At 60.8% G+C, this 23,437-nt stretch carries 24 protein-coding genes and 1 tRNA gene; 14 read left to right on the top strand and 11 right to left on the bottom strand.

What is annotated here, in order from left to right:
• The first annotated feature begins 50 nt into the window (after window positions 1-50).
• The 3 genes from K0O24_RS03870 to K0O24_RS03860 are packed head-to-tail and all read left to right on the top strand — an operon-like array spanning window position 51 to window position 1,757.
• On the top strand, window positions 51-629 hold the full coding sequence (locus K0O24_RS03870) for an SCO family protein (protein WP_219895454.1): 579 nt from the start codon (window positions 51-53) through the stop codon (window positions 627-629).
• Window positions 626-1,054 (top strand): YcgN family cysteine cluster protein, encoded by a 429-nt coding sequence (locus K0O24_RS03865; RefSeq protein WP_219894529.1) that lies wholly within the window; start codon window positions 626-628, stop codon window positions 1,052-1,054. The genes K0O24_RS03870 and K0O24_RS03865 overlap by 4 nt, the downstream gene beginning before the upstream one ends.
• The gene (locus K0O24_RS03860) at window positions 1,017-1,757 is read left to right on the top strand and encodes a M48 family metallopeptidase (protein ID WP_246611119.1); all 741 of its coding nucleotides are present in this window, start codon (window positions 1,017-1,019) and stop codon (window positions 1,755-1,757) included. The genes K0O24_RS03865 and K0O24_RS03860 overlap by 38 nt, the downstream gene beginning before the upstream one ends.
• Here the strand turns inward: K0O24_RS03860 and K0O24_RS03855 are convergent.
• From K0O24_RS03855 to K0O24_RS03835, 5 genes are read right to left on the bottom strand one after another with little or no spacing between them, the layout of a single operon-like run.
• A complete protein-coding gene (locus tag K0O24_RS03855; RefSeq protein WP_219894528.1) occupies window positions 1,733-3,730 on the bottom strand; it encodes a transglycosylase domain-containing protein in 1,998 nt (665 codons plus the stop codon). The two genes, K0O24_RS03860 and K0O24_RS03855, sit on opposite strands and share 25 nt — an antisense overlap.
• A gap of 41 nt (window positions 3,731-3,771) precedes the next feature.
• On the bottom strand, window positions 3,772-4,176 hold the full coding sequence (gene msrB / locus K0O24_RS03850; RefSeq protein ID WP_219894527.1) for a peptide-methionine (R)-S-oxide reductase MsrB: 405 nt from the start codon (window positions 4,174-4,176) through the stop codon (window positions 3,772-3,774).
• Window positions 4,177-4,207: 31 nt separating this feature from the next.
• Complete coding sequence (locus K0O24_RS03845) at window positions 4,208-5,284, bottom strand: NAD(P)/FAD-dependent oxidoreductase (RefSeq protein ID WP_219894526.1); 1,077 nt, start codon at window positions 5,282-5,284, stop codon at window positions 4,208-4,210.
• Window positions 5,263-5,949, bottom strand: a complete 687-nt coding sequence (locus K0O24_RS03840) for a methyltransferase domain-containing protein (RefSeq protein ID WP_219894525.1) — start codon at window positions 5,947-5,949, stop codon at window positions 5,263-5,265. The genes K0O24_RS03845 and K0O24_RS03840 overlap by 22 nt, the downstream gene beginning before the upstream one ends.
• A gap of 1 nt (window position 5,950) precedes the next feature.
• The gene (locus K0O24_RS03835) at window positions 5,951-7,015 is read right to left on the bottom strand and encodes a type III polyketide synthase (RefSeq protein ID WP_219894524.1); all 1,065 of its coding nucleotides are present in this window, start codon (window positions 7,013-7,015) and stop codon (window positions 5,951-5,953) included.
• A gap of 92 nt (window positions 7,016-7,107) precedes the next feature.
• Between K0O24_RS03835 and K0O24_RS03830 the strand changes: the two genes are divergently transcribed.
• The 4 genes from K0O24_RS03830 to K0O24_RS03815 all read left to right on the top strand — a co-directional run bounded on the left by K0O24_RS03830 (window position 7,108) and on the right by K0O24_RS03815 (window position 11,993).
• Complete coding sequence (locus K0O24_RS03830; protein ID WP_219894523.1) at window positions 7,108-7,626, top strand: DUF4402 domain-containing protein; 519 nt, start codon at window positions 7,108-7,110, stop codon at window positions 7,624-7,626.
• A gap of 150 nt (window positions 7,627-7,776) precedes the next feature.
• On the top strand, window positions 7,777-8,271 hold the full coding sequence (locus tag K0O24_RS03825; RefSeq protein WP_219894522.1) for a DUF4402 domain-containing protein: 495 nt from the start codon (window positions 7,777-7,779) through the stop codon (window positions 8,269-8,271).
• Window positions 8,272-8,432: 161 nt separating this feature from the next.
• Window positions 8,433-9,257, top strand: coding sequence for a fimbrial biogenesis chaperone (locus K0O24_RS03820; RefSeq protein ID WP_246611118.1), 825 nt, complete (start codon window positions 8,433-8,435; stop codon window positions 9,255-9,257).
• Between the two features lie 30 nt (window positions 9,258-9,287).
• On the top strand, window positions 9,288-11,993 hold the full coding sequence (locus K0O24_RS03815) for an MSCRAMM family protein (RefSeq protein ID WP_219894521.1): 2,706 nt from the start codon (window positions 9,288-9,290) through the stop codon (window positions 11,991-11,993).
• Between the two features lie 12 nt (window positions 11,994-12,005).
• Here the strand turns inward: K0O24_RS03815 and K0O24_RS03810 are convergent.
• Window positions 12,006-12,092, bottom strand: a tRNA-Leu gene (locus K0O24_RS03810).
• 155 nt (window positions 12,093-12,247) lie between these two features.
• On the opposite strand from K0O24_RS03810, the gene K0O24_RS03805 reads away from it, so the two are divergent.
• Entirely contained in the window at window positions 12,248-12,418 is a 171-nt protein-coding gene (locus K0O24_RS03805; protein WP_219894520.1) for a hypothetical protein, read from the top strand.
• A gap of 18 nt (window positions 12,419-12,436) precedes the next feature.
• On the opposite strand, the gene K0O24_RS03800 is transcribed toward K0O24_RS03805, so the two are convergent.
• Complete coding sequence (locus K0O24_RS03800) at window positions 12,437-13,186, bottom strand: MJ0042-type zinc finger domain-containing protein (RefSeq protein WP_219894519.1); 750 nt, start codon at window positions 13,184-13,186, stop codon at window positions 12,437-12,439.
• Window positions 13,187-13,343: 157 nt separating this feature from the next.
• Between K0O24_RS03800 and ftsE the strand changes: the two genes are divergently transcribed.
• Genes ftsE through K0O24_RS03780 form a run of 4 tightly spaced genes read left to right on the top strand, consistent with a single transcriptional unit; the run spans window position 13,344 to window position 16,159 of the window.
• Complete coding sequence (gene ftsE, locus K0O24_RS03795; RefSeq protein WP_219894518.1) at window positions 13,344-14,054, top strand: cell division ATP-binding protein FtsE; 711 nt, start codon at window positions 13,344-13,346, stop codon at window positions 14,052-14,054.
• A gap of 3 nt (window positions 14,055-14,057) precedes the next feature.
• Window positions 14,058-14,948 carry a cell division protein FtsX gene (locus K0O24_RS03790; RefSeq protein ID WP_219894517.1) on the top strand — a complete coding sequence of 297 codons (891 nt, stop codon included), beginning with the start codon at window positions 14,058-14,060 and terminating at the stop codon, window positions 14,946-14,948.
• Window positions 14,945-15,475: a YdcF family protein gene (locus K0O24_RS03785; protein WP_219894516.1), complete on the top strand. Its 531-nt coding sequence runs from the start codon at window positions 14,945-14,947 to the stop codon at window positions 15,473-15,475. The genes K0O24_RS03790 and K0O24_RS03785 overlap by 4 nt, the downstream gene beginning before the upstream one ends.
• A gap of 3 nt (window positions 15,476-15,478) precedes the next feature.
• A complete protein-coding gene (locus tag K0O24_RS03780; RefSeq protein ID WP_246611117.1) occupies window positions 15,479-16,159 on the top strand; it encodes a lysophospholipid acyltransferase family protein in 681 nt (226 codons plus the stop codon).
• A gap of 10 nt (window positions 16,160-16,169) precedes the next feature.
• Here the strand turns inward: K0O24_RS03780 and K0O24_RS03775 are convergent, their stop codons facing one another.
• Together K0O24_RS03775 and hisC are read right to left on the bottom strand one after the other, a co-directional pair.
• Complete coding sequence (locus K0O24_RS03775) at window positions 16,170-17,078, bottom strand: prephenate/arogenate dehydrogenase family protein (protein WP_219894515.1); 909 nt, start codon at window positions 17,076-17,078, stop codon at window positions 16,170-16,172.
• On the bottom strand, window positions 17,078-18,178 hold the full coding sequence (gene hisC / locus K0O24_RS03770) for a histidinol-phosphate transaminase (protein ID WP_219894514.1): 1,101 nt from the start codon (window positions 18,176-18,178) through the stop codon (window positions 17,078-17,080). The genes K0O24_RS03775 and hisC overlap by 1 nt, the downstream gene beginning before the upstream one ends.
• Before the next feature lie 69 nt (window positions 18,179-18,247).
• On the opposite strand from hisC, the gene metX reads away from it, so the two are divergent.
• Together metX and metW are read left to right on the top strand one after the other, a co-directional pair.
• Window positions 18,248-19,360: a homoserine O-acetyltransferase MetX gene (gene metX, locus K0O24_RS03765; RefSeq protein ID WP_219894513.1), complete on the top strand. Its 1,113-nt coding sequence runs from the start codon at window positions 18,248-18,250 to the stop codon at window positions 19,358-19,360.
• A complete protein-coding gene (metW, locus tag K0O24_RS03760) occupies window positions 19,357-19,947 on the top strand; it encodes a methionine biosynthesis protein MetW (RefSeq protein WP_219894512.1) in 591 nt (196 codons plus the stop codon). The genes metX and metW overlap by 4 nt, the downstream gene beginning before the upstream one ends.
• Here metW and pheT read toward each other — a convergent pair.
• Together pheT and pheS are read right to left on the bottom strand one after the other, a co-directional pair.
• The gene (gene pheT / locus K0O24_RS03755) at window positions 19,944-22,337 is read right to left on the bottom strand and encodes a phenylalanine--tRNA ligase subunit beta (RefSeq protein ID WP_219894511.1); all 2,394 of its coding nucleotides are present in this window, start codon (window positions 22,335-22,337) and stop codon (window positions 19,944-19,946) included. The genes metW and pheT overlap by 4 nt on opposite strands.
• On the bottom strand, window positions 22,334-23,416 hold the full coding sequence (pheS, locus tag K0O24_RS03750) for a phenylalanine--tRNA ligase subunit alpha (RefSeq protein ID WP_219894510.1): 1,083 nt from the start codon (window positions 23,414-23,416) through the stop codon (window positions 22,334-22,336). Before pheS ends, pheT begins: the two co-directional genes overlap by 4 nt.
• Between the last annotated feature and the right edge of the window lie 21 nt (window positions 23,417-23,437).

Raw genomic sequence — 23,437 nt, 5'->3', positions numbered from 1 at the left:
TTCCCCGCTTCTTGCGCAGAGCCGCTTAACAAAGCAAGGCTGCCAAGATGATGAACAGATTTCTATTTCTGCTTCCGCTGCTTCTGCTCGCCGCATGCGGCCAAAGCCAACCCGAAAAGGCCCCGCTCGAAGGTGCAAAAATCGGCGGTCCATTCACCCTGCTCGATCAAGACGGCAAGACCGTTCATGATAGCGACTTCAGGGGCAAATACCGGCTCGTCTATTTCGGCTATACCTTTTGTCCGGATGTTTGTCCGGTCGACGTGCAGAAGCTGATGCTGGGCCTCAAGGCCTTTGAAAAGCAGGATCCGGCGCGTGGAGCAAAGGTTCAGCCGCTGTTTATTACTGTCGACCCGGAACGTGATACGTCGGCGGCGCTTGGTTCCTTCACCAAGGCCTTTCACCCGCGCCTGATTGGCCTGACCGGTTCACCCGAGGCGATTGCCGCAGTTGCGAGAGCCTATGGCGTCTATTTTCAGAAGAGTCCCGGCGCAACGCCTGGCACCTACCTTGTCGATCATAGCCGCTCGTCAACGCTTTATGGCCCTGCAGGCGAGCCGATTGCGCTCATTCCCGAAACCGGATCGCCTGAGGAAATTGCCGGGGAGCTTGGGCGCTGGGTCAAATGAGCGGGCGTTTCTGGGAAGATGCGGCCCTCGAGAAACTCGACCGGGCCCAATGGGAAGCCTTGTGTGACGGGTGTGGCAAATGCTGCATCCACAAGCTTGAAGATGATGAAACCGGCGAACTCCATCCAACCAATGTCGCCTGCCGTCTGCTGGATCGACGCAGCGGCCAGTGTTCAGATTACAAGCACCGGCATGCCTATGTGCCGGAATGCATCCGGCTGACACCTGCCCGCCTCAAGACAATGGACTGGCTTCCTGAAACCTGTGCTTATGTTCTGCGGGCGGAGGGCAAGCCACTTCCGGAATGGCACTATCTGGTTTGCGGCGACCGCGAAGCTGTCCATCGCGCGGGAGCCTCGGTGAGGGGATGGACAATATCGGAAGACGATGCAGGCGATCTGGAAAATCATATCATCGAAGGCTGAGGCCGAACCGGTCTTTTCGGGAGGAGAGCATGTGCGCCCCCTGATTGTCGTCCGTTCGCCGCGCGCGCGACAGATGCGCCTCATTGTCAGCCCCAGTGATGGCAACGTGCGCCTCACCATTCCGCGGCGGGCCGCGCTTGCCGAGGCACAGCGCTGGGCCGAGTCGAAACGCAGTTGGGTCGAAGCCCAGCTAGCGGCGCTGCCGGAGCCACAGCCCATACGCCCTGGAATGACCCTGCCACTCGCCGGAGCCAGCGTCACGCTCGACTGGTCGGAACATTATCCGCGTAAACCGCGCAAATCGGGGTCTGTCGTGCAGGTGGGGGGGCCGTTGGATACACTTGCCGGACGTGTGCTGCGTTGGCTGAAGGCCGAAGCCAAGATCGTTCTGGAGGCAGAAAGCCGCGAACTTTCTCGACGTCTTGGCGTCACGCTTGGTCGTGTCGGTGTCGGCGATCCGGTTTCGCGCTGGGGCAGCTGTTCGCCGTCAGGAGATCTGCGTTACAGTTGGCGCTTGATCCTCGCCCCCGCATCGGTGCGCCGCGCAACTGTCGCACATGAGGTCGCGCATCGGGTCCATATGAATCACGGGCCACATTTTCATGCACTGGTTGCTGAACTGTTGGGTGACGATCCAGCGCCGTCCCGCCGGTGGCTTCGAACGCACGGCGCGAAACTTCACTGGTTTGGACGATCACCCTGAGGGAGGAGTTCAGAAGGGGGATTGCCACTATCGTCCGGTGAACCCGGATTCGCGACCACGCCTTCCGGCGTTGCCTCTGGGCTGCCAACCGGGTTTCCGTCGGCATCGACAAATACCCCGTTGTCCGGCCCGCCGAAGTAGGTCTCTTCATCGGGTTCGAGCTGCCATTCCGGCAAAGTGACCTGCGTGTCGAATGGCTCGACCTTCCGGTTTGCCACAGCGACCCGCATGAAAGCGGAGAAGGCCCGGGCAGGCGCTGTCCCGCCCTGCAGGCCACGAACCGTGCGGGCGTCATCCCGCCCCATCCACACGCCGGTCGTCAATCCGCTCGAGAAGCCCATGAACCAGCCGTCCTTGTTGGATGATGTCGTTCCGGTCTTGCCTGCGACGGGCCGTCCGATTTGTGCGGCCTTGCCCGTGCCGACGCTGACCGCCGTTTGCAGCAAGTCCGTCATGCCTGCTGCCACCTGAGGCGGGATCAGCACCCGCGAAAGATCCGGCTCATGCTCATAGAGAACCTCGCCCTTGTCCGTCGTGACTTTGACAATGCCATAAGGGACAATCGCGACGCCCTTCGATGCAACAGAGGCATAGGCCCGGGTCATGTCGATCAGGCGAACGTCCGATGTCCCGAGGACCATCGATGGCAAGGTATTGATCGGTGTCGTGATTCCCAGACGCTGCGCCATGCCGGCAATGGCTGATGTCCCGACTTCGGCACCAATTTTGGCCGCAATTGTATTCACCGAGTAGGCAAAGGCCGTGCGCAGGTTCATGTCCCCTGCGAATCGGCCGTTGGAATTGCGTGGCCGCCAGCCGTTGATGTCCACAGGCTCATCGACCACCGGCGATTCGGCATTGAAGCCAGCTTCCAGCGCAGCGAGATAGACGAAAAGCTTGAACGCTGATCCCGGTTGACGAACAGCCTGGGTTGCGCGGTTATAAATCGATGTGACGTAATCGGTTCCGCCAACCATCGCGCGGACAGCGCCGTCCCTGTCGATCGCAACCAAGGCGCCCTGAGTTCCCGGAGGGGCATTGGCCCGGATCGCGGCGTCTGCAGCTCGCTGCATGTTGATGTCGATCGTCGTCCAGACGTCGATCGGTGCCTCGCTTTCGTCGATCAGGGTTTCGAGCTGCGGCAGGGCCCAATCGGTGAAATAGCGAACAGACGTGCTGTTCTGTTCCGGTGCCAATTTCACATTGGCCGGATCGGCAGCCTGGACTTGGGCTGCGGTGACCACTCCGGCCGATTGCATCGCGGCCAGTACGACACCCGCGCGGCCGATCGCGGCCTTGGCATCTGCGGTCGGCGAATAGTTGGATGGCGCCTTGACCAGGCCCGCGATGATCGCGGCCTCGGCGAGACTCAGCTGATTTGCCGGATGCCCGAAGAATTTCCTTGAGGCAGCATCGATGCCATAGGCGCCGCCGCCAAAATAGACGCGGTTGAGGTAGAGTTCGAGGACCTGATCTTTCGAGAATTTCCGCTCTAGCGCGAGCGCAAGGATGATTTCGCGGATCTTTCGCGTCCAGGTCTTGTCATTCGTCAGGAAGACGTTGCGGGCCAACTGCTGCGTTATGGTTGAGCCGCCCTGCGTGAAATGCCCCTTTTCGACGCGGACGATCATTGACCGGGCTATGCCAAGTGGGTCAACGCCGGGATGCCAGCGATAACGCCGGTCCTCCACCGACACCATGGCGTCAGTCATCACCTTGGGAATGGCGGAATAGGGCAGCCAGGCGCCAAAACTGGGGCCAAGTGAGATGATGACGGTGCCATCCGCCGCATGCACGCGGATCATCTGTCCGTTGGGCGATTGCTTCAATTCCTCATAGGATGGAAGGGTCGACCAGGCGACACCCACGGCAATTGCCAGTGCGACGAGCCCTGCCAATCCAGCGAAGAGGGTGTAGCGAAGGACCCTGACATACCAAGGTCGGGCAGGATTTGCGGTTTTGCGGCGAGCCATTGGTCAGCGATGATAGGGCGCACGGGACTCGCCCGCAAGAGTCAGCCTTTTTCCGCGCCTTTGAAATCAAGCGCGACGCTGTTCATGCAGTATCGCAGCCCCGTATCTTCTGGCGGCCCGTCGGGAAAGACATGGCCAAGATGCCCATCGCACCTTGCACAGCGCACTTCCACGCGCACCATGCCGTGACTGATGTCACGATGTTCGGTCACTGCGTCCGGACCCACGGGCGCAGTGAAGCTCGGCCAACCGGACCCCGAATCGAACTTGCGGTCGCTTTCGAACAGGGGATTGCCGCATCCGGCGCAATCATAGCGGCCTGACGCCTTGTTGTAGTTGAGGTTTCCGGCAAAGGCGCGTTCCGTCCCGGCCTGCCGCAGCACGGCAAATTGTTCCGGTGTCAGACGTTCCCGCCATTCGGCTTCGCTGAGATTGAGTCGTTCCATGTCCTCAATGTGGGAGACCAATGGATCACAATCAATGGGAAATCCGCGTCCATTCGGCAAATCGGCCAGCCAGCCAGGGCGCAAAACGGACGCCGCCCGCAATCAATCGGGCAGTATCCTTGCGCTCGCCCCAATGCCACAGCCAGCAGGCTATGCCGATCGGGCGCGTCGTCGCTCTGGCGAGGCGAGTTTGGAAGCGGTCAGCAGTTTCACCAGCCAGCCAGCCATTGGCGGCGAGAATGCCGCTGGCCAGGGCAATGCCATTGCCTTCACCGGACAGCGACGGAATCACGGCGGACTGGTCTCCCAGCCGAAAAACGCCGGGCAGCGTCGCGCGCGCGATCCAGCCATAGGGGACTGCGCCTATGGCGTCGCAGCCCTTTTCACGAAACGCGAGGCGTTCACCAAAGGCGGGACTTTCCGCCGCCCAAGCCGCCAGAAGGACCTCCGGGTCGCCGCCATAGTCCGCAAGCCGTGACTTGCGGACTGCGAGACACAGATTGCCTCGCTCACCTTCCTGCAGTTCCACACCGCAATAGCCCCGTTCGAACATGTGCAGTTCGACCGCACCGCCAACCAGCCTTGCCAAAGAGGGATGCGCCGCCAGCCGGACGCGAATGCCCAGGGTCTGGTTCCCCGGGTCCTGTCGCGGCCGCGCAAGACCGCGGATGTCATGCTTGCCGCTTGCAAGGAACAGCGTCTCGGGCTTCAGCGAGGCGCCATCCGCAGTCTCCAAAGTGCCGTCGTGCCATTCGCGCACTGTAACACCGCGCTCAATCCCCGCGCCCGCAGCTTCGGCCCGCGCCAGCAAGAGAGAATCGAGTTGCTGTCGCGAAATGCCAAGGGCCTTGTGCGGCAGGGGAGCCTCGGCCGTCGCCTGTCCGGCAAAGACCCGCAACCGATCGATGTCATGGCCCTCCAGACCCTCTATGCCCAGTCGTTCCAGCGATTGAAGCGTCCGCCAGCTCAGGAAACCGCCGCATAGAGCATCTCCGGTTACCCGCTGTCGCTCAAGCAGGACTGGACGCACCCCGGCCATGGCAAGCGAGATCGCAGCGGAGGTCCCGGCCGGGCCGCCGCCGACGATCAGCGGATCGTTTCGACGCATAACCGAAAGGGAAAGGCGCGATAGGCGCGCGCGCGTGCAATACCTGCTTCCTTGAGCAGCGGGGGCCATTCGGCGGGACGATAGGACCGCGCAATCGACAGCTGGCCATCATGACGGACGATCGGATGCCAGAAAAACAATCGGGCAAGCAGCGGAAAGCCCAAATAGGCAAAGCCATGGCGATGCAGATCGTTGATGAACCAGCCTCTTGAGCCATGCCGATCCATGAAGCGCAGGAAAGCGATCAGCTGATCGTGCGTCATGTGGTGTGCAACGAGACTGGACACGACAAAGTCCCACGGTTCTCCAGCAAGGTCGGCATAGTCGCCCGTTCGCCAGTCGATGTCCAACCCGGCAGGCGTGGCAGCACGTGCCACAGTTTCGCTGCGGGGATTGAGGTCGATACCGACCAGTTCAGCCTTGAGCCCGCGATTCGCTGCCCAGCGCGCAATCGCCCGGAGCATGTCTCCGTCGCCAAACCCGACATCGAGCAGCCGGAATGTCTTGGCTCCGCGCAGCGCGCGGTCAAGGAAACCAAGCGTCGGCCTGCGTGCCATGGTTATTGTATTGACCTGCGAAAGATCGCCCAGGACAGCGGCATATGTCGCAAGGTCCAGAGCCGGATCGTCCATCAATTCATCACGGAGCGATCGATGGGCCAACATGTCAATTGATCCCGCGGAAAAGGAATCCCTCTGCCGCAAGGCCGGGACCAAAGGCCAGGGCAACGCCATGCTTCACGGGCCTGTCGCCAAATCCTGCCAATGCAAACATGAGCGTCGCGGACGACATGTTGCCAAAATTCCGCAGGACGCCGCGCGAGATGTCGAGAGCATCGTCATCAAGGGCCAGCGCATGCGACACAGCGTCGAGAATCGAGCGCCCGCCGGCATGGACCGCCCAGCCGTCGATCAGTTTGGGATCCATGCCGCCCGTCAGCGTCTCGCGAAAGCCAGGCTCGCGCAGGGCTTCGGCTATACGTCCCGGCACGGCGCCTGACAGGTGCATGGCAAAACCCTGATCCCCGATATCCCAGCGAATCAGGTTTCCTGAATCGGGAAGAGTTGCCGCAAAGGGGTCTTCAATGGTCAAGCCCGGTCCGGATGCGGTCACCAGTGCTGCTGCAGCTCCGTCCCCGAACTGCAGCATTGCAAGCAAGGGCTCAAGGGTCGAATCCGGTTGGAGATGCAGTGTCGACAACTCAACGGTTACTACAAGGACCCGCGATGAAGGCTCGGATCGCACAATATGTCGCGCGCTGCGCAGGGCGGATATTGCTGCATAACAACCCATGAACCCGACAAGCAGCCGCTCGACCGATGGAGACAGGCCCAAACGCTCCGCTATGATCTGATCGATTCCCGGTGCGACAAAGCCTGTGCAACTGGCGACCACGATATGGGTGATGTCGCCCAGATCGCCGAGCTTTTCGATCGCCCGCAGCGCGAGGGCAGGCGCATGTTCGCCATATAGAGCCATCCGCGCGGACGTGGGCGGCAGTATTTCACCGGCATAGAAGCCGTCCGGTGCCACGGGCGATCCCCCATCCTGCCCTTTGGGAAGCACGGAATAACGATGGGCAATGCCAGACCGTGCCGCCATACGAGTGAAGAGACTGGAATCGCGCGGATTCAAGACACGCTTTTGCGCCCAGTCTATAAAGGCCTCATGAATGTCATGCGCCGGAGTAGCCGTGCTGATGGCGTTGATACGAGCAATGGGAGCGGACACAACTGGCTTTCGCTTCGTCGCGACAGGGGGTTACGCGAAATCCGATCATGCCAGAGTTAACTTCATATTGAAAGTTTAACGTTAGATTCAGCATGATGAACGTGGGGACGCTCATACGGATCGTGCTGACCTTTGCACTTCCCTTGTCGGGAAAGGCTGTGGCTGCATCATCGTGCCAGCTTTGTGCTGCGGGCCCAGTCGTGCCTGCGGCGACACTGCGTGCCTTGTCCGTCACGATTGATGCCGCACTCGATTTCAGCACTGCCGTGTACACAAATCGCGACTCTGGCAGCATTACAATCGAAGCACGTACGGGCCGCCGCCAGATGATCGGCCTCGCCGCGCTGGGCGGCCCTTCGCTGGTTGGAACCGTCACTGTTACGGGTGAACCCTTTGCACCGGTCACCGTGGATTTGCCGCGCTCCGTGGTCTTGACGTCCAATCTTGGCGGGACCGCCGATGTGACTGAAATTCGCAGTGACCTCGCGCCACATCCGGTGATCGGCGCCGATGGACGACTTGTCTTCACCTTTGGCGGTCGACTGACAGTTCGAAACGGTGTCGACGGCGATTTCCGCGGGCGCATACCGGTTACAGTCGATTACAACTGATTGTTCCGTCGGGCAGTCGCTGACGTTACCGCCGGATTAACCATGCCCCAAAGCAAATTGTGAAAGGATGCCGATGTACGGCGAATATCGGAATGGGTGTTTTCCATTCGGGAACGACTGAAACGTGTTTTTCTTTAGGGGACTTTTTCGATGAAGATTCAGAAGCTCAAGGCCGTCGTCGCCTTTGCCACTCTGGCAGCCCTCGGCCTCGGTGCCTCAGCCGCCAACGCCGCCACCGCGACTGCAACAGCGCGCGCAAAGATCCTGCGCCAGGTCACGCTGACCAACACATCCGATCTGCAGTTCGGTACGATCGTGACTGGTGCGGCCGCATCGACTGTCGCGATTTCATCCTCGGGTGCCCGCACCTGCGGTTCGGGCCTTGTCTGCTCAGGTGCGACAACGGCTGCCGGCTTCACCATCGGCGGCACGACCGGTGCGGTCGTGACGATTTCCGTTCCGGCGTCGGTTTCCCTGACCTCGGGCGCCAACACGATGACAGCATCGCTTTCCGCGAGCGCAACCACGGCGACGCTGGTTGCCAATGCCGGTTCTTTCTCGGTCGGCGGCACGCTTTCGGTCGGCGCGAACCAGGTGGATGGCGACTATGTCGGCACGTTCACGGCAACTGTCGATTACCAATAAGCCTTGTTAAATCAGGCTTGAGGGCCCGCCGACACATCGCCCGTGTCGGCGGGCTCTTTTTTGTTCTGAAATGGGTGTTTGGTTAGCCGAATATCAACCAAATCCGAGCATGATCCGGAATTGCCAGGTCGTGGGGACCATTGGGCTTGGAGTCATGTTCTATGTTCGCATTCCGGCGCGCGCGCGCCCTTGCCTGGCTTGCCGGGCTATCCTTCCTGTTTGGCGGGCCAGTCTTTGCTGCGGGGGACCTTCTGGTGGCCCCGACGCGTATCATCCTAAACGGCGCCCGGGGCACCGAAGTTGTGCTGAACAATATCGGCAACGAACCGGCAACCTATCGCGTCTCGCTCGAACTGCGGCGGATGCTGCCGGACGGATCGCTTGAAGAGATCGACCCGGCCACGGCTGATGCGCATGATGCTGCGACCCTTGCGATGATCAGCTATGCGCCGCGCCGCGTCGTGCTTCCCCCCAATCAGCCGCAGTCGATCCGTATCGGCGTCCGCGTTCCACAAGGGCTTCCGGATGGCGAGTATCGCGCGCACATGCTGTTTCGGGCGATCCCCGATGCGAGGCCGGTCGAATCGGGGAACGGTCGCAAGGACGGCGTTTCTATCGCCTTGACCCCAATTTATGGTGTGACCATTCCTATCATTGTCCGGCAAGGCAGCCTTGCTGCAACCGCGGCGATTGCAAATCCCAGGATTCTTCGGGAAAAGGAAGGGCCAGCCCTTGCCTTCACGCTCAGCAGAAGCGGCAGCCGCTCTGTCTATGGCCAGATCCGCATCACCAAGCCGGGCGTTGCCAAGCCAGTCTTCGAGGTCCGCGGCATTGCGGTTTATGCCGAAATTCCGGAGCGTACCGTCAAGCTCGCGATCCCCGAAGATCTGGTCGCCACGCTCACGGGTCCGGTGAAGATCGAGTATCTTGAAGACAATGAGGCCGGCGGCGGCACCATAGCCTCACTCGACGCGGTCATTCGCTAGCGTAATCGGGGACGCCGTCAGGCAATACGCATGAAACGCCTTTCCACCATTTTTGGCCGCGTCCTGTTGGGCGCGGCTGCGCTGTTCGGGTTGGCCCAACCCGGGATGGCGAACGCGCAGGCGCGGTGGACGGCGAATTCGGACGATGCACTGCTTTTTGATGTCCGCCTCGGCCAGTATCGGCTTGGCGATGGTGTGCGCGGCTACCAGATTCCTGGCGGCACCTGTGTCGACCTGGCCGATGTGATCATGGCACTCGATATTCCGGTCCGCCTTGACAAGAAGTTGCGCCGCGCAACCGGGTGGGCGTTCGACGAACGCCACACCGTGCTGATCGATCGCGAAACCGGTGCGGTACAAATCATGAACAACGTCGCAAAGCTTGGCCCGAACGATATTTTCGATACGCCAGAAGGCTGGTGCGTCGCGACAGCGAAGCTCGGCAGTTGGCTCGGGATCAATCTGCAGGCGGATCAGGGCAACGCCCTCCTGATTGTCAAATCAACAGCCAAATTGCCTGTTGAACTGCAGATGGAACGCCGGGCGCGGGCAGCGGGGATCCGCAATGTCGCGACGTTTGACCTCAAGAGCCTTCCACACAGCGAAACACCATTCCGCGGTGTCCGCATGCCGTCGGTCGATGCGGTTGTCAGTATCGGCGGCCTCAAGGACAGGTCACGGGGCACTGGCCAGATCAACCGCAGTTATGAACTTTATGCCGCAGGAGAAGTTGGGCCAATTGCCTATAACGCGCGACTCTCCTCGACACGCAAGGGAGTTCCGGAAAGCCTTCGGATTCAGGCCTACAGGACAGATCCCGAGGGTAGATTGCTGGGCGGGCTAAAGGCCACCAGCGTCGCGGCGGGCGATATTTCGGGATTTTCGACGCCGCTCGTCGCGCAATCGAGCGCAGGGCGGGGGGCAATGTTGTCAAATCGGCCGGTCGAACGGCGCGACAGCTTCGACCGCACGGATTTCAGGGGCGAATTGCCGCAAGGGTGGGATGCCGAACTGTATCGCAACGGGCAGTTGCTGATGTTTGCCAATGACCGGGCAGATGGACGCTATGAATTCCTCGATGTTCCGCTGCTCTATGGGCAGAATCGCTTCGAAATTGTGTTGTACGGTCCCCAGGGCCAGATCCGGCGGGAAAGTCGCAACGTGCCCGTCGGGCTGGACAGTATTCCGCCGCGAAAGACCTATTACTGGGCGGGCGTGTATGACGATGGTCACGACCTGATCGGCCTGGGGGGAGGCGGTCGCTTCGGCAGAAGTGGTTGGCGCGGCACATTCGGGCTGGAACGCGGACTCAATGCCAGGACGTCGCTCGCGGCTCTGGTTCACAGCCTTGTTCTCGAGGACGGACTGCGCCGCAACTATGCGGAAATTGCGGTTCGCCGGGCAGTTGGGCCAACTTTGCTTGAAGTGTCGGCCTCGCAGACCAGCAGCGGGGGCTCGGCTTTGCGCGCTCAGGTTCTGGGAGAACTGTCCAACACCTATTTCAGCGCCGAATCCATCCTGGCACGCGGCCATTTCCGGTCCGACCGCATTCTGGTGGACGTCACCGGGCTACATACCGTTTCGCTCGACCACAGTTTCAAGCTCGGCAGCACCTTCCTGCCCGTGCATCTCGAATCGCGCTACACAACCCGATCCTCGGGCCTGAACAGCCTCGATACGGCGGCGCGCGTTTCTACGAGCATTGGCCGCATGTCACTGACGGGCGAAGTGAACTGGCGCGACGAACGACGAAAATATGGGCCGGAACCCCCAGGCATTCTGGAAGCGTCCCTCCTGGCCAATGCAAGGATCGGCAAGGTTCGATTGCGTGGCGAAACGCGCTTTCGCCTGCGGCCCGATTCGCGATTCGACAACGCGACGGTCGTTGCCGAATGGTCCGCGGGACGTGGAGATGATCGCTATCGGGGCGATTGGCGTGCCGAGATCGGCTATGATCGCCCGCTCAAGCGCGCACGGGTCGGTCTGGGCTATGTTCGCCATTTCGAAAAACTGGCGCTCACCGGCTCAGTTGAAGCCGGAAGCGATGGCTCGCTGGCAGGCGGCCTCAACCTGGTGTTCAGCTTGGGGCCGGACCCGACCGATCATGGCGGGATGCGCATGACCTCCAACCGCCTGGCAACCCAGGGGCAGGCGGTTGCGCGTGTGTATCGGGATCTCAATGGAGATGGCATCCGGCAGAGCGACGAACCGCTTGAACATGACGTGCAACTGACGGCGGGACGCGTGCCGGTTGAGCGATTGACCGGCAAGGACGGCCAGGTTCTCATCGATTCGCTTGAGCCATACCAGCCTGTGTTGATCGGGATCGATGCGTCCTCGCTTCCCGATCCACTGGTTCAGCCCGCCACGCCCGGTATTGTTGTAACGCCGCGCCCCGGGGTGGCGGTCGCAATCGAGCTTCCGCTTTCCAGTGCGGGTGATGTCGATGGGACACTCGTTCGCTCGGGCGGCGGCAGCTTTGGTGGAGTTGAAATTGAACTCGTCAACGCCGAAGGGCGGGTCACAGCCAAGGCACGCACGGATTTCGACGGGTTCTTCCTGTTTGAGGCGGTGCCATACGGGCGCTATTCCATCCGCATCGCACCCGCTTCGGCCGATGCTGCGCGGGTTTCAGCCGCGCTTGGCGGCATTGCAATTGTGAGTGGCACTACGCCGTCCGTACATCTTGGCACAATCGCCGCCAAAGCGACGCCAAGGCAGGCTGCAATTCCCTGAATGCAAAAGAGCTGGTGCGGTCGAGAAGACTCGAACTTCCACGGGCTTTCGCCCACAACGACCTCAACGTTGCGCGTCTACCAGTTCCGCCACGACCGCACGCTCATGATAGATCCGGGACAGTCCCGGCCTCGGTAGGCCCGCGCCCCTAGCAGAGGGCTTTGCTGCCTGCAACCATCCCTTTGCGCACGGTTGAAACCCGTTAACCAAATTTCGGGGTTGAGCGAATTGGTAAACAAAGTCCTAACAGGGCCATGTTGGCCGCGATCGCCCTTGCTTCGGTTTCTGTCCCGGCACCGCCCCGTCCCGCTCTGCGTGTGGTGGCTGTTGCGCGGGCCCGGATCATCGCCGCCGTCCGGATTGGTCAGTCCGGACACATTCCAGGGTCAGCAAGGGGAAAACCGGGACTGATCGAATTCCAGTAGGGCCAGGCGCCCCGCGCGTCAGTTGTTCAATGACCCGGAAAAGCTGAGATTAAGCGCACGCGCACCCTTCGGCACATCCACTTCTGCCGAATTGAATTCGGCCGTGCCCTTGGGCCCGATCGTGCGGCGCGGCGGCGTGATCGTCCAACTGTAGACAACGCGACCCTGCGCATCCCGCAATTCAGCCAGAATGTCTGGTACACGCTGGCGCTGGTCTGTCGGATTGATGATCCGCCCGTTGATGGCGAACAGCTCATTCCCGCTCTCGAGCGTCCTCCGCTCGGGTTTGCGTGGAACTTCAAGCAGCAACGGCACTTCAGCCGTCCCGACAGGCAGGCCAAGCCGTGCCATGAAGCTCGGCGTCCCGAAGAACTGGACTGCGACAATACCGCCAAGCAAGACCAGCGCGGCGACAACTGCCGCAATCGTCCAGCGGTGTGTCGGATTTCTACGGGCGCGAAACGGGGGTTGGTGAGCAAATGGATCTGGCCCGGCGGTCGTTTCACTTGCACCGTCCTGCCAGGGTGTTGGCGCCGCATCCTCTGTCGGCTGGACAGCGACCGGTGGCTCGGGATGCGTCGTTGCGACCGGCGCTGGCGGACTGACGGGCTGCGAAGGCTGCACCGCCGGCTTGTTTGGATCAATGGTGGCGGGCTCTGCGAACCAGCTATGCTTGCACGAAGCACAGCGAACCTGTCGGCCATTGGGGCCGACCGCCGTATCCGGCACAAGATATCGGGTTCTGCAAGCCGGACAGGAGAGGATCATTGCGTGCGAGAAATTCCTTTGCGAAGCCCGTCCTAAGCACCGAACGCAGGCGACTTGCAAGCCCCCTGCATGTTTCGACTGTCGTGCAACGCCAAGTCGTGCTTTACCTGCGGGTTGCTGCAGGGCATTGAAAGCGGGGGGAAACAGCGGCAAGGCCATGGCAACGATTGTCAAGTTTGAAAACGTCGGTTTGCGCTACGGCATAGGGACCGAAACGCTTTCCGATCTCAGCTTTTCGCTTGAGCGCGGGGGCTTTTATTTCCTCACCGGAGCATCGGGCGCTGGCAAGACGTCGCTTCTGCGCCTCCTTTTTCTTGCCCAGCGTCCAAGCCGAGGCCTTATTCGTCTGTTCGGTGAAGACATGGTCACACTGCCGCGTGACCGGTTGCCCCTGTTCCGACGGCGCATTGGGGTCGTATTTCAAGACTTTCGCCTGATCCCGCATCTGTCCGCATTTGATAACGTCGCCCTGCCTCTTCGGGTTGCCGGAACGCACGAACGTGATATTGAGCGCGCTGTCAGTGAAATGCTTGCCTGGGTCGGCCTTGCCGATCGGATCAGCGCCCGTCCTGCAACGCTATCGGGGGGAGAACAGCAGCGCGTCGCCATTGCCCGGGCCGTGATTGGCAGACCAGATATCCTTGTGGCCGATGAACCGACGGGGAATGTCGATCCGGATATGGCGGCGCGGCTGCTTTATCTTTTCGATGCATTGAACAAATTGGGCACCACAATCGTTGTTGCAACACATGATGTCCATTTGTTGAGCCGCGTCGGCACGGCAACGATCATGCATCTCGATGCCGGACGCCTGCAGGATCCAACCGGGGCGTTGCGTTATCCACCGCAGCGGGAAGGGGCGGCCTGAACCATGCGGCTTTTCCGGTCCAATCCCGCAGAACGCAGGCTGTTGCTTGAAGGGCGTATGGCAGGCCCCATGCCGTGGGTGATTGCGATCATGATGTTCCTCACTGTGCTCGCTGCCGCGTCTGGACTTGCCCTTGGCGGTGCGGCCCGCATGCTTAGTGCCGACCTTGCGGGTCGGCTCACGATCCAGCTTCCAGAAGCCAATCCAGTGTCGAGAGAGGCGGAAAAGCAGGCAATCATTGCAGGGCTTGGACGTCTTGGCGTCGTGGAGAAGGTCGAGCCGGTGAGCGAGGAAGAGCTTGCCGCTCTGCTTGAGCCCTGGCTGGGCGAACAGGGAATGGAGGCCGATCTACCGATCCCGGCACTGATTGATGTAACGTTGCGCCGCGCAACACCGGCTGATGTGGCAGACGTCCGCAACGCCGTGCGCGCCGTCACCCCGATCGCACGCGTAGATCAGCATGCGCGCTGGCTTGCGCCGCTCGAAAGCCTGTTGCGATCCCTCAAATGGCTGGCGGTGGCCCTTGTCCTGCTGATGGCTGCAGCAACGGCAACAATTGTCGTGCTGGCGGCGCGTGGCGCCCTCAACACGCATCGGCCGGTTATCGAAGTGATGCATTTGCTCGGCGCAACCGATCAACAGGTCGCCGCACTCTTTCAGCGCCGCATCGCTCTGGATGCACTAATGGGTGGATTGGCAGGCCTTGCGGCCGCCCTCGCGGTCATGGCGCTTGTCGGCCAACGCATGTCCGGAATCGGATCGGAATTGTTGGGTTCTGCAGGGCTTGGCTTGTCCGACTGGGCGCTTGTGCTGTCCCTTCCCCTGTTTGGGGCGCTACTCGCCACCATTGCTGCGCGCCTTACGATCCTCTTTGCCATAAGAAGAACATTGTGATTCGCCGCATTCTCTCCCTGATCGTGACGGTTTGGTTGCTCGGCTGGGCCTGGTTCGTCGTCAGCCTGCCAAGAGCGGCTGATGACACGCGCACCGATGCGATCGTCGTTCTGACCGGGGGTGCAGGTCGTATCCAGCGCGGACTGGATCATCTGGCGCTTGGTCATGCTCGCCGCATGCTTGTCTCTGGAGTTGATCCGGCGGTTCGGCTGGACGAACTTGCGCAGCTCCAGAAAGCGCCGCCCAAGCTTTTTGCCTGCTGTGTTGATCTGGGCAAGGATGCAATCGATACTCGCTCCAATGCGGCAGAAGCGGCTCGGTGGCTCCGCCACAGGAACTTCCGATCAGTTCGTTTGGTGACAACAGACTGGCATATGCCGCGCGCGCAGTTCGAACTCGAACGAGCAGTCGGGCAAGACGTCCGGGTCATTCCCGATGCGGTGGACAGCGCACCCGGTTTCGTCACGCTCTTTGCCGAATATAACAAATACCTCCTTCGTCGGGTTTCTGCCCTGGCAGGCGTCTGACTCGTGGCTCTTCTGCGTTCGATCCTGTTTGTCTTGATCTTCTATCCCGGCAGCGTTGTAATGGTGCTGGCTGCCCTTGCAGCGATTCCATTCGGGCAGGAGGCCATCATTGCCAGTTCGCGGCGTTGGGCGATCTGGCACCGCTGGTGCGCACGCTGGATTCTGGGCATTCGCACGCAGGTGATCGGAGACCTGCCAAAGCATGGCGTGCTCTATGCGATCAAGCACGAAGCCATGTATGAAACGATCGAAACACTTGTTGTTTTTCATCGGCCGGTCGTGGTGATGAAGAAGGAATTGGCAGACCTGTTCGGCTGGGGTTACGTCGCGCGTCGAATGGGCGTTATCCCGGTCGATCGGGAAGCAGGAGCTGCCGCCATGCGGCACATGATTGCTGCGGCCAAGATTGCCAAGGCCAGCAATCGCCCTGTTGTCCTCTTTCCCGAAGGTACGCGTGTTCCGCATGGTGAAAAGCCTGAACTTCGTGCCGGCTTTGCTGGCCTTTACAAGGTGCTGGGCTTGCCCGTGGTGCCGATCGCTCTCGATTCGGGGAAGATCTGGCCGAAGGGTTTCGTGAAACGACCCGGGATCGTGACGTTCAAGGTAGGGGAGACAATCCCGCCCGGATTGCCGAGGGAAGAAGCGGAAGCGCGGGTGTATCAGGCCATCAATGCACTGAACTAATAATTGGCCATCAATGGTCGGCGCGGCCGAAATCGGGGCGGTCATCGTCCTGCCCCTGCTCGATAATCGACCGTCGGACTGTTCGCGTCCGACTGAACAGATCGAACAGGGCATCGCCATCGCCCCAACGGATGGCGCGCTGCAAAGCCGTCAAATCTTCTGAAAAGCGCTGGAGCATTTCAAGAACGGCGTCCTTGTTTGACAGGAAAACGTCGCGCCACATCGTGGGATCCGATGCGGCAATGCGGGTGAAGTCGCGAAAGCCGCCTGCTGAATATTTGATCACTTCCGACCGGGTCACTTCTTCCAGATCAGAGGCCGTGCCGACGATGGTGTAGGCGATCAGATGTGGCAAATGGCTTGTAATGGCGAGAACGAGGTCGTGATGCTCGGCGGCCATGATTTCCACATTGGCGCCAAGCCGCTCCCAAAAGGCCTGAAGCTGGCCGACCTTCGCCGGATCGCACCCGTCCGGGGGAGTGAGGATGCACCAGCGATTATGGAAAAGCCCTGCAAAGCCGGCTTCAGGACCGCTGCGCTCAGTACCGGCCACTGGGTGGGCGGGAATGATGACGTGATCAGGGAGAGCCTGAGCGAGCGCTGCTGCCACGCTGGCTTTTGAAGAACCGACATCGGTAACAATCGCCTCGGCTGGCAAGTCATAGGCAAGAGCGGCCGCGAGATCGCCCATCGTTCCGACCGGAACGCACAGGATCACAAGTTCGGCGTCGGTGACCGCGGCTCCGGGTGTGTCCGTCACATCATCAAGCAGATTCATGGCACGCACGGTTTCCCGAACTTCGGCACTGACGTCATGACCTGTGAGAACAACGCTGGGCATGTGTGCGCGCACCGCTCGGGCGATGGACGATCCAATCAGGCCAAGGCCGATGATCGAGACCCGCGCAAACGGCAGCATCAGGCCGCTTCCCCGACAATGTCCCGCAGCGCAGCAGCGAATCCCCGCGTTTCTTCTTCGGTACCAATTGAGATCCTGAGCCCGTTGGCCAGCCCCTGCCCGGGCAGCCAGCGGACAATATAGCCGCGCGCCATCAATTCGTTGTAAGCCTGTTCCGCCGTTATGGTGCCGTTGAAAAGAACAAGCAGGAAATTGGCCTTGCTCTTGATCGCCCGAAGCCCGGCATTGCCCATCTTGTCGATTTCAGCCGTTAGCCATGCACGCCATTTCGCATTATGCGCCCGGCTTCTGTTGACAAAGTCTTCGTCGCCGAGCGCTGCGATCGCTGCGTGCTGCCCGGCAATCGTCACGTTGAACGGGAGCCGGATCCGGTGCATCGCGTCAATGATCGGAGCCGCGGCATAGCCCCAACCGATCCGCTCTGCCGCCAAGCCGAAAATCTTGGAAAACGTCCGTGTCACCAGCACGTTCGGGGCTGACATGGCAAGCGCCAGTCCGCCATCATCCTCATCCGCCTCGAGATATTCGGCATAAGCCTGATCGAGCACGAGGAGAACATGCTCCGGCAGCCCGGCGTGCAGGCGCGCAATCTCGTCGCGCGGCGTAAACGTGCTTGTCGGATTGTTAGGGTTGGCAATGAAAACAATCCGCGTCCGATCGGTCACGGCGGCAAGGACCGCGTCAACATCGGTCGCATAATCCTTGTCGGGCACAATGACCGGCGTTGCGCCGACCCGCCGGATTGCGATGTCATAGACCGCAAAACCATAACGGACATAGATGACCTCATCACCCGGGCCGGAAAAGGCACCTGCGGCCTGGTGCAGCACTTCATCCGAACCCGTTCCATAAATTATGCGAGCCGGATCCAGGCCATGGCGCTTCGCTATGGCTTCGCGTAATGCAGTCGCGCCGCCATCGGGGTAGCGTTCAAGACCGGCCGCTTGCGCCGCAAAAGCCGCACGCGCTTTCTCGCTTGTCCCCAACGGATTTTCGTTGGACGAAAGTTTGGCTGCACGGGCGCCGCTGCCGGTCGCCGATTTGCCCGGCACATAGGGGTGGATCGCGTTGATCCAGTCTTTTGGAGATGGTCCTGTCATGATGCGCGGGGCTCTAGGGATGGTTGGCTTCATTGACAAGGCGGGGTTGAGCGCCCTAGCCCCGCCGTGATGTCAGAACTCTTTGGTCTCAACCGTCACGCTGAAGTGCCCGGGCCCCTGAAGCTTGATGGCGGCAGTGTGCTGGCGCCGGTCGAGATTGCCTATGAGACATATGGGACCCTGAACGCTGACAGGTCCAATGCGATCCTGATCTGTCATGCGCTGACCGGGGACCAGCATGTCGCCAGCAATCATTCGATCACCGGTAAACCCGGTTGGTGGACGCGCATGGTGGGCGCGGGCAAGCCGATCGACACGGATCGATTCTGTGTTGTCAGTTCGAATGTGATTGGGGGATGCATGGGATCGTCGGGCCCGCAAAGTATCGCCCCCGACGGCAAGCCCTATGGCATGAACTTTCCTGTGATCACGATCAGCGACATGGTTCGTGCGCAGGCACTTCTGCTTGATCATTTGGGAATCAGTCAGCTTTATTCGGTCATTGGCGGGTCGATGGGCGGCATGCAGGCGCTTGCCTGGGCGGCAAACTTTCCTGCACGCGTAGCCTCGGCCATCGTCATTGCCTCAACTGCGCGTCACTCTGCGCAGAACATTGCCTTTCACGAGGTGGGCCGACAGGCGATCATGGCCGATCCGAACTGGCGAGATGGCAATTACTATGCCGATGGAAAATCGCCCGACAACGGCCTCGCTGTTGCACGGATGGCCGCGCACATCACTTATCTTTCTGAGCAGGGCCTGACTGAAAAGTTCGGTCGGAGGCTCCAGAATCGTGACGTCAAGACGTTCGGATTCGACGCGGATTTCCAGGTTGAAAGCTATTTGCGGCACCAGGGGCTTAGCTTCACCGATCGGTTTGATGCGAACTCCTATCTCTATATTACGCGGGCGACGGACTATTTCGATCTTGCCGAAGAACATGGCGGCCATCTTGCAAATGCCTTCCGGGGTTGTGGCTCCCGTTTCTGTGTCATCAGCTTCGACAGTGACTGGCTTTATCCGACAAGCGAATCGCGCAACATCGTGCATGCTCTCAATGCGTCGGGCGCGCCTGTCAGCTTTGTCGAACTGTCGTCTCCCTTTGGACATGACAGCTTTTTCCTGGAACTCCCGGAGCTCGACCGTGTGATCAACGGCTTCCTGAAAGCAGGCGGCCTGTGAGCGCGCTTCGCCCCGATCTGGCTATCATCGCGCGCGAAGTGGCCCCCGGCAGTCGCGTGCTTGATGTTGGATGCGGCGATGGCGCGCTGATGGCGGCCCTGCGCGACGGCAAGCAGGTTGATGCACGGGGCATGGAACTGGATCGCGGCAATGTGACCGAATGTGTCGCGCGGGGGCTTTCCGTGATTCAGGGTAATGCAGACACCGATCTTGCGGATTATCCGGATGCCGCGTTCGACTATGCAATCCTCAGCCAGACCTTGCAGACAACGATGCGGCCCGACCTGGTGCTCGAACAGCTCTTGCGGATCGGGAAACATGCCTTTGTGTCTTTCCCCAATTTCGCGCACTGGCGGGTTCGGCTCTCGCTTCTCTGGGGCGGGCGGATGCCGGTGACGCGACTCTTGCCGGTCGCATGGTATGAAACGCCCAACATTCATCACGTCACGATCGACGATTTTCGTGCCCTGGTGGACGAGCGCGGCATCCGCGTCGAAGGCGCCTGGTTCCTGAGTGGAGATCGGCTGACGAGCGATGCAGCGGCAAATTTCCGCGCCGAGCACGCCGTGTTCCTTCTGGCGCGTTAGCCGCGCAGCACAGCCCCCAGTTTTGCGGCTGCTGCCACTACGGCATCGCTGATTGCCGTCAGGTCGGGCTCCGCGAAGCTCTTGTCCTGCGGCTGCAATGTGACCTCGATCGCAAGCGAAACCTGCCCATCTGGAACGCCTTGCCCCGCGAAGCGATCAAAGAGGCGCACGGCTGTGATGTGGGCCTTGTCTGCTCCCCTCACCGCACGGACGAGCGTGTCCGAGGGCAAGTCAGCTGGAACAAGAAAGGCAAAATCACGGGTCACTGCCTGCAGCGCGGGCGGTGTATAATCCGTGCGCATGAAGGCATTGCCATCCTTGGAAGCCCGTTTTGCCGGAATCGCGTCGAGAAAGACTTCGGCAACCATGACAGGGCCGTCGAGATCGAACGCCCGGGCCGTGTCGGGATGAAGGCTGCCGAAACTTGCAAGGATTGTCTTGGGCCCGAGCCGCAGCGTGCCCGACTGGCCAGGGTGATAATGATCGCCCGCCTCGCCCATCACCTGCAGGTTTGAAACCTGCGCGCCTGCTGCTTCGAGCAGCGCCAGAGCCTCCGCCTTCGCATCGAAGGCGTCGAACTTCTGAGCCTTGCCGCTTGCCCAGCCACGCGGGATCTTGTCGCCTGCCAGAACGAGGCCGACTGTTGGCCGTTCGGCGTCTGCCAGGTAGCGGCGGCCAACCTCGAACAGGCGCACGGTTGTTGCGCCGCGATTCATGTTGCGCTGCGCAGCAGACAGAAGCCCCGGAAGCATTGAGGGGCGCATCACCTTCATGTCTTCGCTGATCGGGTTTTCGAGGCTCCAGAGTCCCCCGCCGAGGATTGCCGCTTCCTTTTCCGAAAGGAAGGACCAGGTGATTGCTTCGTTCAGCCCGCGCGCCGCCGCCGTCCGCCTGACTTTGCGCTCAATCTTCTGCGCGGGGGTTGCAGTCGGCTTTGCAACGCCATCGGCACGCGGCAGTGGCGTCGAAGGCACGTTGTCGAGCCCGACCATCCGGACGACTTCTTCGACCAAATCCGCCCCGCCATCAATGTCGCGCCGCCATGTGGGAATGCCGACTACCCAGTCATCCGCTACAGAAAAGCCGAGCGATTCGAGAATCTGCTGCTGGCGACCGGCAGGCACGCTGATCCCTCCCAGACGCGCACAATGCTCCGGGTCATAGGCTATGGTTCGCTCCGCGGCGGGCGGCGTGCCCGCACGTGTCACGCCGCTCGGAGTGCCGCCGCAATGCTCGGTCACGAGCCAGGTCGCAATGTCGATACCGTCGTCGAGAAATGCAGGATCGACGCCGCGTTCGAAGCGCTGTCTTGCATCACTGGTCAGTCCCAGAGCTTGTCCGGTTCGCGCGATATGCTCGGGTGTGAAATAGGCGCATTCGATGATGACATCAGTCGTGTCATCGCTCACCCCTGAATCCTCGCCGCCCATGATACCGCCGATATCGTGGACCTGCACGTCGTCAGCGATGACAGTCATCGACCCGGACAGCGTGTAGGTCTTGCCATTGAGCGCCATGACCTGTTCGCCCGGCTTCGCCAGTCGCGCCCTGAGACCGCCTTGCAGCTTCGCCTTGTCATAGACATGGAGCGGCCGGCCAAGGTCAAGCATCACGAAATTGGTGATATCGACCAGCGTCGAAATAGGCTTTTGCCCAGCCGCCTTGAGGTGCCGGATCATCCAGTCGGGCGACGTGCCATTCTTCACGCCGCGGACTTCGATTCCGTAGAAGGCAGGACAGCCTTCGGGATCGTCAGTGCCGACATCAGGCCCGGGGCCATTGCCCGCCTGTGCCTGTGCGGGCAATCTGTAGACCGTCGCCAGCGGCTTGAGCGTCCCCAGTCCAGCCGCTGCGAGGTCGCGCGCAATACCGCGCACGCCCATGCAGTCCTGCCGGTTTGGTGTGATGGCGACATCAAGCACAGGGTCATTCAGGTCAGCATAGTCGCTGAACGCAGTGCCGACGGGCGCATCTGCCGGAAGTTCGATAATCCCGTCATGATCATCGCCCAATTCGAGTTCGCGGCTTGAACACATCATGCCGTTCGATTCGACGCCCCTGATCGCTGCCTTCTTCAGCGTCATGCCATTTGCCGGCACAACCGCGCCTTCAAGGCCGAACACGCCGATCAAACCGGCCCGCGCATTGGGGGCGCCGCAGACGACCTGCACCGGCCCCTGGCCTGCATCGACAGTGAGCACCTGCAGCTTGTCAGCTTGGGGGTGGCGGTCTGCAGTCAGGACTTTCGCGACGGTAAAACCGCGCAGCCGTTCCGCCGGGTTTTCGATGGCTTCCACCTCGAGACCGATCCGATTGCACGCGTCGGCTACGTCCTGAATGGTGGCGCTCGTTTCGAGATGCTCCTTGAGCCAGCTCAGCGAGAATTTCATGCGCCGACCCCTCCACTCAAAGTGGGCACGTCGAGGGCGGAAAAGCCATAGTGCCTCAACCAGCGCAGATCGCCGTCGAAGAAGGCCCGCAAATCGTCCATGCCGTATTTGAGCATCGCGAGACGATCGACGCCTGTGCCAAAGGCAAAGCCCTGATAGATGTCCGGATCAAGTCCGCAATTTGCGATGACGCGCGGGTGAACCATGCCCGAACCCAGCACTTCCATCCACTTCTCGCTCCCGCCGATCACGCGTTTGCCATCCACCTCGGAATAGCCGACGTCGACTTCGACTGACGGTTCGGTAAACGGAAAATAGCTTGGTCGAAGCCGCAGCACGACATCGTCTCGCTCGAAAAAGCCCTTGAGGAACGTCTCCAGCGTCCATTTGAGATGGCCGAGATGGATGCCCCTGTCGATGACCAATCCTTCGATCTGGTGGAACATCGGCGTGTGCGTGGCATCCGAATCGGATCGGTAGACACGACCGGGTGCAATGATCCGAATCGGCGGAGCCTGCGTCATCATCGTGCGGATCTGGACAGGCGATGTGTGCGTCCGCAGCAGCATTTTCTTGCCATCCACAGCCATCTGGTCGGGAAAATAGAACGTGTCGTGCATTGCCCGCGCGGGATGGGTTTCCGGAATATTCAGGGCCGTAAAATTGTGCCAGTCGTCCTCGATCTCGGGGCCCGTTGCCACGGCAAAGCCCATATCCGCAAAAACTTCGGCCAGTTCGTCCATGACCTGGGAGACAGGATGCACTGAACCCTGCGGAGCCTCAGGTGCCGGCAGGCTCATGTCGATGCGCTCGGCGGCGAGGCGCTCGTTCAGCAGTGCGGATTCAAGCCCGGCCTTGCGCGATGCAATTGCACCCGAAACGGATTCCCGCAGGCCATTGATCAGCGGGCCCTTCTGCTGCCTCTCTTCGGGAGACATGGCGCCAAGCGTCTTGAGGAGTGCAGAAACGCTGCCCTGCTTGCCGAGCGCCGCAATGCGCACCGTCTCAAGCGCATCAAGTGTATCGGCTGCTGCAATGGCAGCAAGCGTTTCGGATTCGAGTTTTGCCAGATCAGTCATCGTGTTCGCCCAATAAGCAAA

The organism is Aquisediminimonas profunda (assembly GCF_019443285.1).
Classification (GTDB): Bacteria; Pseudomonadota; Alphaproteobacteria; order Sphingomonadales; family Sphingomonadaceae; genus Aquisediminimonas; species Aquisediminimonas profunda.
Note: the sequence above shows the minus strand (reverse complement) of the source record. Positions and strands in the feature narration are given on the sequence as shown.